The 12,101-nt window shown below is 64.2% G+C and carries 7 protein-coding genes and 1 pseudogene; 6 read left to right on the top strand and 2 right to left on the bottom strand.

The features are described from left to right. Window positions 1–9 precede the first annotated feature (9 nt). Both ACVIIW_RS10600 and ACVIIW_RS10595 read right to left on the bottom strand, forming a co-directional pair. Complete coding sequence (locus ACVIIW_RS10600) at window positions 10–1,173, bottom strand: extracellular catalytic domain type 1 short-chain-length polyhydroxyalkanoate depolymerase (RefSeq protein ID WP_456700685.1); 1,164 nt, start codon at window positions 1,171–1,173, stop codon at window positions 10–12. A gap of 141 nt (window positions 1,174–1,314) precedes the next feature. Further along, the gene (locus ACVIIW_RS10595; RefSeq protein WP_456700684.1) at window positions 1,315–2,727 is read right to left on the bottom strand and encodes an MFS transporter; all 1,413 of its coding nucleotides are present in this window, start codon (window positions 2,725–2,727) and stop codon (window positions 1,315–1,317) included. A gap of 179 nt (window positions 2,728–2,906) precedes the next feature. Between ACVIIW_RS10595 and ACVIIW_RS10590 the strand changes: the two genes are divergently transcribed. From ACVIIW_RS10590 to ACVIIW_RS10565, 6 genes and pseudogenes are all read left to right on the top strand, one after another. Continuing rightward, window positions 2,907–4,142 carry an LLM class flavin-dependent oxidoreductase gene (locus ACVIIW_RS10590; protein WP_456700683.1) on the top strand — a complete coding sequence of 412 codons (1,236 nt, stop codon included), beginning with the start codon at window positions 2,907–2,909 and terminating at the stop codon, window positions 4,140–4,142. A 78-nt stretch (window positions 4,143–4,220) separates the two neighbouring features. Further along, window positions 4,221–5,597, top strand: a complete 1,377-nt coding sequence (locus tag ACVIIW_RS10585) for a cytochrome P450 (RefSeq protein ID WP_456700682.1) — start codon at window positions 4,221–4,223, stop codon at window positions 5,595–5,597. A 111-nt stretch (window positions 5,598–5,708) separates the two neighbouring features. Beyond that, window positions 5,709–6,674, top strand: coding sequence for a sensor histidine kinase (locus ACVIIW_RS10580; protein ID WP_456700681.1), 966 nt, complete (start codon window positions 5,709–5,711; stop codon window positions 6,672–6,674). A 274-nt stretch (window positions 6,675–6,948) separates the two neighbouring features. Continuing rightward, window positions 6,949–8,686: pseudogene (locus tag ACVIIW_RS10575) on the top strand (putative bifunctional diguanylate cyclase/phosphodiesterase). 256 nt (window positions 8,687–8,942) lie between these two features. Further along, complete coding sequence (locus ACVIIW_RS10570) at window positions 8,943–10,385, top strand: sigma-54 interaction domain-containing protein (RefSeq protein ID WP_456700680.1); 1,443 nt, start codon at window positions 8,943–8,945, stop codon at window positions 10,383–10,385. 387 nt (window positions 10,386–10,772) lie between these two features. Further along, a complete protein-coding gene (locus ACVIIW_RS10565) occupies window positions 10,773–12,077 on the top strand; it encodes an MFS transporter (RefSeq protein WP_456700679.1) in 1,305 nt (434 codons plus the stop codon). Window positions 12,078–12,101 lie beyond the last annotated feature (24 nt).

Genomic DNA, 12,101 nt, shown 5'->3' with positions numbered 1-12,101 from the left:
ACCGGCGCGCTACTTCATCAAGCCCGCGGCCGTGAGCGCGCGGGTGATGATCTGGCCGAGATCGAAGCCGCGCCCCTGGTCGCGCGTCGCCTCGGCCTTCTCTTCGGCGACTTTCACACGGATGGTGCGGGCGAGATGCGGGGCGGCCGAGCGTGCGGGCGCAGGCATTGCGTCCGCCTTCTTCGCGTCCTGAATCCAACCGGTGAGGCCGAAGAACTTTGCGATGTGATAGGATGAGGAGATGCCGGCCTCGATCAGGAACGCACCTTCGACGCCGTAGCGCTGGTCGTTGTCGGCAAGCCCAAGCGGCGTGCCGTGGGCCATGCCGGTGATGGCGTAGGACTCGACCAGCGTCTCGCCATCCTTGTTCCACCAGGACTGGCGCGGATAGCCGTCGACATTGGTCTCGGCCATCGGCGTCATCGGCAGGTCGTGCAAGTCGAGCCATTGCTTGACGATCTCGTTGGCATTGCCGGGATTGACGGTGCGATCGGCGCTGCCATGCCACACCGAGATCTTCGGCCAGGGCCCGCGATGGTTGGAGGCCCGCCGCACCAAGTCGCCGAGCTCTCGCTCGGGTCGCTCAGGCGAATGGAACATGCCGTCGAGCGCCTCGCGCAGATTCGAGGCGATACCATACGGCAATCCAGCGATGACCGCGCCGGCGGCGAATAGTTCCGGGTAGGTCGCAAGCATCACCGAGGTCATGCCGCCGCCGGCGGAGAGGCCGGTGATGAAGATGCGCCTGGGATCGATGCGCTGCGTCGCGACCATATGCGCGATCATCTCGCGGATCGAACGCGCCTCGCCGCTGTCGCGTGCGGTGTCCTCGGGATTGAACCAGTTGAAGCAGGTGTTGCCGTTGTTGATACGCTGCTGCTCGGGCATCACAAGCGCAAAGCCATAGTGACGCGCGAGCGTCGACCAGCCCGCACCGAGATCGTAAGACGCCGCCGTCTGGCCGCAGCCATGCAGCACGACGACGAGCGCGTGCGGCTTCTGCAATTGCGCCGGCACGAACGCGAACATGCGCAGGTCGCCTGGATTGTCGCCGAAGCCGGTCACTTCTTCCAGCGGGCTGGAGCTGCCGGCGCCTGCGCCGAAATCAGGCAGGCGCAGACCGTCCAACCTCGGCAGACGTCTCAAGAAGTCGACATTGCGGGCAAGCGACACGGCAAATTCCTGGTGGGCGGCTTTCAACGTTTACCCAGACCAGATAGTTGCTGCGGTGCAAAATGAAAAGCCCGTGTGCTGTCGCTCAATCCCGGAACGCGCCGAATCCCGCAGGAATCCGCAGGTATTAACCTTAGCGCCTCAACTTCGTGCACATGCGCGGCGCATCCACGTCAGGAATGCGGCTGACGTCATGATTAACGCGGCAAATAGAATGAGCGAGACGAGGAAAGCTGCACGCGCTGATTGCAGCGCTTCGATCGCGAAGAACACCGCGCCGATTGCGGCCACTCCGGCCGCATTTCCGATCTGCGCAATGGTGCCGTACAGACCGGACGCCGAGCCTGCCGCGACAGGCTTGACGGTCGAGAGCACCGCGCCTGACAGCGGCGCCATCACGAGGCCCTGACCGTAGCCGAAGATGATCATGATGAGCGCGAGCAGGACCGGGGCCGGAGCATTGATGGAGCCCGCAACAAGCGCAAGCGCGGCGAGGCCTGCGATCTGCAACGCGCAGCCTTCGATCAGGACCTTGGTGCCGCGATGCTTCGACCGCGCGCCGCTGTGGCGCGAGGCCACGACGAAAGCGAGCGCGAGCGGAATGAATGCGAGGCCCGCGGCAAGCGGCGCAATCTTCAGGCCACGCTGCATGAAGAGCGTCATCACCAGATAGAACGACAGATTGGCGACGAAGAAGAAGAACGCGGCGCCCAGGCCGCGCAGGAACGGGGCATCCGCCAGCAGCGTCAGATCGATCAGCGGCATACCGCCGGCGCGGGCAACCGCGTGCTCAAGCTTGATGAAGACAAACAGGATCCCGCCGCCGATCGCCATGACCGCCCACAGCCACCACGCCCAGCCGACATCGTGGCCGAACAGCAGCGGCCCGATCAGGCACAGCAATCCTGCGAACAGCACCACGCTGCCCCGGATGTCGAGCCTTGTACCAGCGCGGCGCGGCACCGACGGCATGATCCACCAGGCGGCCGCGGCGATGACGACGCCACAGGGCACGTTGACGAAAAACACCGAGCGCCAGCCGGTATGCGCAAGATCGATCGTGACCAGCAGGCCGCCGAGCAGGAAGCCGGCGGCGCCGGCGAGCCCGAGCGCGATGCCGTAGATGCCGAAGGCGCGGCTGCGCGATTCGTCGGTGAACAAGAGATGCAGCGTCGCCAGCACCTGCGGCACCATCAGCGCCGCGGTCGCGCCCTGCGCCAGCCGGGCGATGATCAGCTCCGTGCCTGAAAGCGCCAGCCCGCACCACAACGAGGTCGCGGCGAAACCGAGCACACCAGCGAGAAACACGCTCTTCGTGCCATGGATATCGCCGAGGCGACCGCCGGTGACGACCAGCGTCGCATAGGCGATCAGATAGATCGCGATGACCGATTCGATCTGCGCCGGCGTGGCACGAAGATCCACGGCGATGGTCGGGATCGCGACGTTGACGACGAAGGCGTCGACGCCGAACATGAATTGCGCGGCGACGACGATCGCCAGCACCCACCAACGGCGGGTCGTATCGACGGGCTTTGTGACGGTCTGATGCATTTCGCGCGGCCCCGGTATGATGGCCGCCCGATCATTCCAGACCGCGCACGGTGTCGCGATTACCTCTGAGGTAGGACATGCCCGCATTCCGCTGCGCGGGACATCGCGCGATTGCGTTCGCGTGCGCCACCAACTAGCCTTTGCCTCAACGAACAGAAAAGACAGCCGGAGAGAACGCCATGGCGCGCCTGAAATTTGGAGCTTTCCTCGCCCCGCATCACCCGATCGGGGAACATCCGACGCTCCAGTTCCGGCGCGATCTCGACCTGGTCGAGCAATTGGATGCGCTCGGCTATGACGAGTTCTGGTGCGGCGAGCATCATTCCTCCGGCTGGGAGATGATCGCCTCGCCGGAGATGTTTCTGGCTGCGGCGGGCGAGCGCACCAAGCGGATCAAGCTCGGCACCGGCGTGGTGTCGCTGCCCTATCATCATCCCTTCAACGTGGCGCAGCGCATGGTGCAACTCGACCACATGACCGGCGGCCGCGCCATTTTCGGCTCCGGCCCGGGGGCGCTCGCGTCGGACGCGCACACGCTCGGCATCGACCCGATGACGCAGCGCGACCGCCAGGACGAGGCGATCGGCGTGATCCGCCGCCTGTTCAACGGCGAACGCGTCACCGCCAGGAGCGACTGGTTCACGATGAACGACGCGGCGCTCCAGATCCTGCCGTTGCAGGAAGACATGCCGTTCGTGGTGGCCTCGCAGATCTCGCCGTCAGGCATGACCCTGGCGGGCAAATACGGCATCGGCATCATCTCGCTGGGCTCGACGACGACGCAGGGGCTGATGTCGTTGCAACAGCAATGGCAATTCGCCGAGGACTCCGCCAGGAAGCACGGTACCACGGTCAGCCGAGCCGACTGGCGCGTGCTGCTCGCTTTCCATATCGCCGAGAGCCGCGAACAGGCGCGCAAGGAGGCCGGCGCCGGCCTCATGCGCTGGCACAATGAATATAACGTCGGCACGCTGCAACGGCCGGGCCTCACCGCATTCTCCTCGCCCGACGAGGCCGTGGACAAGACCGCTTTCGTCGAGGACGCCGCGTCCACCATCGGCACGCCCGACGATCTCGTCAAAACCATCAAGCACGTGATGGAGGTGTCGGGCGGTGTCGGTGCCATCATCGGCTTCGTGCACGACTGGGCCAATCCCGAAGGCACCCGCCGGAGCTGGGATATGGTCGCCCGGTACGTCGTGCCGGAGATCAACGGCTATATCGACGGCTTGCGCAGATCGCAAAAATTCGTGATCGAGAATCGTGCCATCTTCGAGCGTGCGGGGCAGGCCGTGATGGCCAAGATCATGCAGAACGAAAAGGCCGCCGAGGCACTCAAAGTGACCGGCCCCGGCCGCGTCGCCATTCCCGCCGTCAATGCGCCGGATCTGCAGACGGAAGCGGCGAAGCGATAGGCCGGTTTCCGCCGTGTGTACTCCGCGCAAGGCGACCCGAATTGTGCTATGTAGGCACGGCCAACGGGAGCAATCGTCATGTCCATGCAGAATGTGGCCGCACCTGCGCTCGCCTACACGGCGCCCAAACGCAACGAGCTGACACACATTCCCGGCGACGAGGGCTGGCCCATCATCGGCAAGACCTTCCAGGTGCTCGCCGATCCCAAGGGACACGTCGAGGCGAACGGCGCCAAATACGGGCCTGTCTACCGCACTCATATCTTCGGCGAGACCAATGTCGTGCTGCTTGGCCCGGAGGCCAACGAGCTCGTGCTGTTCGACCAGCAGAAGTTGTTCTCGTCGACCCATGGCTGGAACAAGGTGCTCGGCCTGCTGTTTCCGCGCGGGTTGATGCTGCTCGACTTCGACGAGCACCGGCTGCACCGCAAGGCGCTCTCGGTCGCGTTCAAGTCAGGACCGATGAAGTCCTATCTGAGCGACCTTGATCGCGGCATCTCCGCGCGCGTCGCGCAGTGGAAGGCCAAGCCTGGCGAGATGCAGCTCTATCCCGCGATGAAGCAGCTCACGCTCGATCTCGCGGCTGCGTCTTTCCTCGGCGCCGACATCGGACCCGAGGTCGACGAGATCAACCGCGCCTTCGTCGACATGGTGGCCGCCGCCGTCGCGCCGGTCCGCAGGCCCCTGCCGGGCACGCAGATGGCAGCCGGCGTGCGGGGGCGCAAGCGCATCGTCGCCTATTTCCGCGAGCAGATTCCGCTGCGCCGTGGCAACCATGGTGGCGACGATCTGTTCTCGCATCTGTGCCGCGCCACCCACGAGGATGGCGCATTATTGTCCGAGCAGGACATCATCGACCATATGAGCTTCCTGATGATGGCGGCGCACGACACCCTGACCTCGTCGCTGACGTCCTTCATCGGCGAGCTCGCCGCCAATCCGCAGTGGCAGACCAGGCTGCGCGACGAGGTTGTTGCGCTTGGGCTTGCCCCGGACGCGCCGACCAGCTTCGACGATCTCGACAAAATGCCGCTGTCGGAGATGGCCTTCAAGGAGGCGCTGCGGATCAAGCCGCCGGTGCCCTCGATGCCGCGCCGCGCGATGCGCGATTTCACCTTCAAGGGATTTACGATTCCCGGCGGCACCGCGGTCGGCATCAACCCGCTCTACACGCATCATATGAGGGACATCTGGCCGGAGCCTGACAGGTTCGATCCCTTGCGCTTCACCGAGGAGGCCCAGCGCAACCGTCACCGCTTCGCCTGGGTGCCGTTCGGCGGCGGCGCGCATATGTGCCTCGGCCTGCACTTCGCCTATATGCAGGCGAAATGTTTTGCCCGGCACGTCCTGCAGAACATCGAGGTGTCGCTCGAGCCTGGCTACAAGCCGGACTGGCAGATGTGGCCTATCCCGAAGCCGCGGGACGGGCTCAAAGTGCGGGTGAAGGCGGTTTAACGCTCGGCTCTCGTGTCCCGGGCGCGCCGCAGCTCGTAGCGCTGCTGCTGGCTCCAGTTGCGCCGGCCAGCGATCACAATTTTGGCACCTTCGGCAACGAAGACTTCCGCCATGGGGAAGCTGATCGAGGAATTCCGCAGGGGCTGGCAGGGCGCAGCGCCGCCATCGCTCGGCCTGAGCATCGCCTTTGCGGTGGCGTGCCTGCTGCTCGCGACCCTGGCGCGCTGGGGCCTCGCGCATGTGCGCCCCGACGTCTTCTTCTCACCGTACTTTCCGGCCGTGTTCTTTGCTGCCGCCTTCGGCGGCCTGCGGATCGGTGTCGTGACGGCGCTGGTCGGCGGCGTGCTCGGCGTCGTCGTGAATTTCGGCGATGCCTATGCCGATCGCGCGCGCTTCGCGCTGCTGACACTCTATTGGGGCGTGTCCGCGCTGACGATCTGGGGCGTCGAGCACTATCGCACCATCCTGGCCGAGCAGCGCCGGATCTCCAGACGCCTGATCGAGGAGGAAGATTATCGCAAGGTGCTGGTCGAGGAGTTGCAGCACCGGTTGAAAAACAAGCTGTCGACCGTGCATGCCGTGCTGCACCAGGTGCTGCACGATGAGCCTCAGGTCTGGGCCCGGATCGACCCGCGGCTCCGCTCGCTGGCGGCAACCGACGACCTGATCTCGCAGGTCGACAAGGCCGGCTGCGACATCCGCGACCTCCTGATCTCGGAGCTCGGCCCTTACGGCCATGTCCGCTTCACCCTCAATGGCGAGCGGCTGTTCCTGCCGCCGAAGCTTGCGGTGACGCTGTCATTGATGTTTCACGAACTCGCCACCAACGCCGGCAAATACGGCGCGTTCTCCTCGCCGCGCGGATTGTTGCAGGTGTCGTGGACGGTCAGCGACGATCGCCTCACCATCACCTGGGATGAAACCGAAGGACCGACCATCGGTGAGATCTCGGCGCCCGGCTTCGGCACCAAGCTCCTGAAATCGGCGCTCTCGGCCTTCGACGGCAAGACCGAGGTTTCCTATTTGAAGACCGGACTGCATTGCATCATGCAGTGCCGCATTCCCCGGAATGGGTGACGGTGGTTCACCTCTCCCCGGTGGGGGAAAGGTTGTCGACAAGCCATCTCGCGACTGGTTGCCAGAAACGAAACAGGTCCGCGCAGTCCGCGCACGCTTGCGCATGCGCTGTTGACCTTCTGTTAATGACGATCGGCGGGGCGCCTGGGATCATCGCAGGTTTCTCGCAAAACACCCCCGTATTTCTGCGGACCCCTTAACCAAAGCTAAGAGGGAACTGCGCATGATCGCGCCCATTGCGGACGCGCGCTGAACAACAAGATTCATGGCTTCTATGAACGACAATGCATATAGCGGCGCGAATGAAGCCGAACTCGGATTTCTCAAGGAAATCGTTAGAATGCTGCCTGCCGGCCTGACCGTGCAGGACGCGCAGGGCAAGCTTCTCCTGATCAACGACGTCGCCGCCGCCCAGCTCGGCATGGACGGCAGCCGCCCGTCGCCGGATCTCACACGACGCCGCGAAGCCTGCGAGCGCGCGTTCAAGGCGGGACAGCCTGTCGTCTCCGAGGAAGCGCTCCAGGACGGCGCCGCGCGTCAGGTGCTGCTGACCACCCATCGGCCGGTCCAGCTCGCCGGCCGCGAGCTCCTGATCTCGGCCTCTGCCGATATCACCGAACAGAAGAATTTCGAGGACCAGCTGTTCCGCTCGGCCTATTTCGACGAGCTGACCGGCCTGCCCTCGCGACGCGTCATCGAGCATCGCGCCTCGAGCCTGCTCTCCCGCGGTCGCGGCGATGACCGTTTTGCCCTCGCCTTTCTCGATGTCGACAATTTCAAGCACATCAACGACTATTACGGCCATGCCGTCGGCGACGCGCTGCTGGTCGAGCTGTCGAAGCGTCTCGGGCGCGACCTGCGCGAGTCCGACATGCTGTCGCGCATCTCCGGCGACGAATTCCTGTTGCTGCTCTCCCCGATCCAGAGCCAGGAGGAAGTCGCCGAATTCATGCAATCGACGCTGGAGCGGCTGACCGCACCGTTCTTCATAGGCAATTCGGAAGTGTTCGCCTCGACCTCCGTCGGCGTCAGCCTCTTTCCCGACCATGGAAGCAGCTTCGAGACGCTGCGCCAGAACGCCGACATCGCGATGTACCGCATCAAGAACAATGGCAAGGGATCCGCGGCCTTCTTCGATTCCAGCATGGAGCGCGAGGCGCTCGCGCGGATGAAGATCGAGCAGTCGCTGCGGCAGGCCATCCTCGAGAAGCGTTTCTGCTGCGCCTTTCAGTCCAAGGTCGACATCCGTACCCAGAAAGTAAAGGGTATCGAGGCGCTGGTACGCCTGCGCGACGACGAGGGCGTGATCCAGGCACCGGGTTCGTTCATCAACCTGGCGGTCGAGCTCGGGCTGATCGACGAGCTGACCCATCTCGTGCTGGCTGAGATCGTCAAGTCGATCGACCTGATCAACGACACCTTTGGCGCGGACGCGACCATCAGCATCAATGTCGCCGCCAAGCAGGCCGGCAATCCCGAATTCATGCACGATTTTGCGCGGGCGCTGGAGAACACCGGCTTTCCACAGAGATTCATGATCGAGGTGACGGAAGACGCCTTCGTCGCCAAGAATCATTTCCAGGACGAGATCCTGCCGATATTCCGCAAGCTCGGCGGTCGGCATCTCCATCGACGATTTCGGCACCGGCTATTCGTCGTTGTCGGCGCTCGCCGACATCACTGCCGACGAGATCAAGATCGATCGCTCCTTCATCACCGACATCCATAAGCGGCCGCGCAGCCAGGGCATTTTGCGCGCGATCGAATCCCTGAGCGAGGCGCTTGGCATGACCGTGATCGCCGAAGGCCTGGAATCCTACGAGGAGCTCGCCTATCTCCAGGCAGCGACCAAGATCCGCTACGCGCAGGGCTATTATTTCGCTCGCCCGATCTTCCTCGAAGAGCTGAAGCTCGCCACCCCCGCCTCCAGCGAATCCCGCGCCAGCGTGTCCGCCCGCCCGATGCAGCAGAACCGACAGGGCTATTCGCGGGCGAGCGGGTATCGGCGGTAGGGGCGCGGCGGCGCGGCACCCACCGCTGTCATCCCGGGGCGCGCAAAGCGCGAACCCGGGATCCATCACCACAGGCAGCAGTTGCGGTGCGAGATGCCCAATCCGAGTCGTCGTCAAACGACTCCCCGTGGGTATGGGTCCCGGGTTCGCTTCGCGCCCCGGAACGTCAGCATTCTCTGATCTCGCTCACCTGCCATTTCCCCTTTGAAATCACAGCCCTTTTGGTAATACACAGGCGGACCTCCCGAGGCACGTCATGGCCCACATCTCCCCCGACGTCAGCGATCCCGCCTATGTCCGCGCGCGGGCGATGGTGACGCTGTTCGAGCGGCTGGAGCATCTGTGCGAGGGCGCGATCGCCATCGATCGCGGCGGACGCGTGATCTATGTCAACGAGAAGTACCTCGCTTCGCTCGGGCTCAAGCACACCTCCGAGGCGATGGGGCGGCCGATCGAGGAGGTCATTCCGAACAGCATGATGCGGAAGGTCGTCGAAACCGGCGAGCCGATCCTGCTCGACATCATGGAGCTCGGCGGCGAGCAGCTGGTCGTGACGCGCATGCCGATCGAGGACGAGAGGCGCAACGTCATCGGAGCGATCGGCTTCGTGCTGTATGACCGTCTCGAAAGCCTCAAGCCATTGCTTGCGCGCGTCGCCCAGCTCGAGAGCGATTTGCGGCTGGCGCGGCGGCAATTGTCCAACGCCCGCGCCGCGCGCTTCACCTTCGCCGACTTCGTCGGCAGGACCCCTGGAATCGCGCAGGCCAAGGAGCTCGCAGGCCGCGCCGCCCGGCAAAACGTCACCGTCCTGCTCACCGGCGAGACCGGGACGGGCAAGGAGATGCTGGCGCAGGCCATTCACAATGCCTCCTCCCGCGCCGAGAAGCCGTTCGTCAGTGTCAACGTCGCCGCAATCCCCGACACGCTCATCGAATCGGAATTTTTCGGCACCGCGCCGGGCGCCTATACCGGCGCCGATCGCAAGGGGCGCGAGGGGAAATTCCGGATTGCCGACGGCGGAACCCTGTTTCTCGACGAGATCGGCGAGATGCCGTTGCAATTGCAGGCCAAGCTGCTGCGTGTTCTGCAGGAGCGCGAGATCGAGCCGCTCGGATCGGACAAGATCTCGAAGGTTGATGTACGCGTGGTCGCCGCCACCAATGTCGATCTACGCAAGCGCGTCAGCGACGGCACCTTTCGGCCCGACCTTTATTACCGCCTCAACGTGCTCTCGATCGACCTGCCGCCCCTGCGCGACTGTCTTGACGATCTCCCCGACATCAGCGCCCGGCTGCTCGAGGATATCAGCGCCTCCGGTGATCATGTCAGCGCCAAGATCACTCCGAGCGCGCTGTCCGTGCTTGCCCGCTACGATTGGCCCGGCAATGTCCGCGAGCTTCGCAACGTTCTGGAACGCGCTCTGATCCTGAGCGATTCCGGGCGGCTGAGCGGTGACGATTTCGCCCGTATCCTCCCCGTCGGCACGGATGCGAGGCCGGCTGCGACCGCGCGGGCCGCCGGCCCCGTGCTGCCCTATGCCGAGGCGGAGGCGGAGTTCGAGAAGCAAACGCTCGAGCAGGCGCTTGCCGCCAGTAACGGTCAGATCTCCGAAGCCGCCAAGCTGCTCCAGATCTCGCGCGCGACCTTCTACAAGAAGCTCGCCAAGTTGGGCCTCGCCTCGGGGCCCGCGTCCGTCTGAGTTTCAACAGGAAGTGGTCATGCCCGGGCTTGTCGCGGGCATCCACGTTCTTTGTGCGGCGTGGCAAGAGGAGGATGGCCGGGACATAGGCGAGCATAAGCGACGCCGTCCTTCAGACCGCCAAGCCCGGCCATGACGATGCTGCGGATTCAGTGCCCCAAGCTCGCGCCCCATATGCGATCCCCTGGTCTGAGTTTCGAGACGGAGACTGTCCGGAGTCTCAGACTCCGGACATGCTGTTCAGCGCTCGTTCCTGGCGCGAGTGCAGGAATTGCCGGGATTTCAGCCAGTTTGCTCAACGGTGTCGCATCTGGCGCGGCCCTTGCTTTTCGCTTTGCACAATGACGCATGACGCACATGCGCATTCGCAAACAGGGAGGACGCCAGATGAGTGGAGCGATCACCGTCAATGAACTCGGGGCCAAGCAGCCGTCGCATGTCACGGTCGCAACTGCGAGCCTGATCGGCACGGCCATCGAGTGGTACGACTTCTTTCTCTACGGCACCGCGGCGGCGCTGATCTTCAACAAGCTGTTCTTTCCGACCTTCGATCCCATGATCGGCACGCTGCTGGCGTTCGCGACCTACGCGCTCGGCTTCATCGCACGCCCGCTCGGCGGGGTCGTGTTCGGCCACTACGGCGACAAGATCGGCCGCAAGACCATGCTGTATCTCACGCTGCTGATCATGGGCGCGGCGACGGCGGCGATCGGATTCCTGCCGACCTACGATACCGCCGGCATCTGGGCCGCGGTCCTGCTCGTGACCTGCCGCCTGGTCCAGGGTTTTGGCCTCGGCGGCGAATGGGGCGGCGCCGTGCTGATGGCGGTCGAGCACGCCCCCGAGGACAAGAAGGGCTTCTACGGCAGCTGGCCGCAGCTGGGGGCTCCACTCGGCCTCGTGCTCGGCACGCTGGTGTTCACGGTGGTGTCCTCGACACTGAGCGACGCGCAGCTCTTCGCCTGGGGTTGGCGCATCCCGTTCCTGGTCTCGATCGCGCTGGTGCTGGTCGGCCTCTGGATCCGCTTCACCATCGCGGAATCGCCGGAGTTCCAGAAGGTCAAGGACACCAAGCAGGAGGTGAAGATGCCGATCCTCGAGGCTCTCAGGATGTATCCCAAGAACATCCTGCTCGCGATGGGCGCCCGCTTTGCCGAGAACGGCTACTTCTACATCTACGCGACGTTCGTGCTCGCCTTTGCGACGCAATCGCTCGGCATGAACAAGCAGGACATGCTGAACGGCGTCCTGATCGCGGCTGCGATCGAGACCTTCACGATCCCGGCTTTCGGCGCGCTGTCCGACAAGGTCGGGCGGCGGCCGATCTATATTTTCGGCGCGGTGTTCTCCGCACTGATGTCGTTCCCGCTGTTCATGCTGCTGTCGACCAGGAACCCGCAACTCGCCTGGATCGCAATCGTGCTCGGTCTCGCCATCGGGCATGCCGCGATGTATGGCCCCCAGGCGAGCTTCCTGTCGGAGCTGTTCGGCACCAAGGTGCGCTATAGCGGCGTCTCGCTCGGCTACAACCTCGCCTCGATCTTCGCCGGCGCGCTGTCGCCGCTGATCGCGACGGGCCTGATGACGGCCTACGCGCCGGCGACCTGGCCGATCTCGCTCTATATGATCGCGCTCGCGATCATCACTGTAGTCTCGGTCTATTTCGCCACCGAAACCCGCAAGGTCGGCTAGTTTCGAACGAGCCGATCGCAAATG

This window comes from Bradyrhizobium sp. USDA 4449 (genome assembly GCF_054056275.1).
Note: the sequence above shows the minus strand (reverse complement) of the source record. Positions and strands in the feature narration are given on the sequence as shown.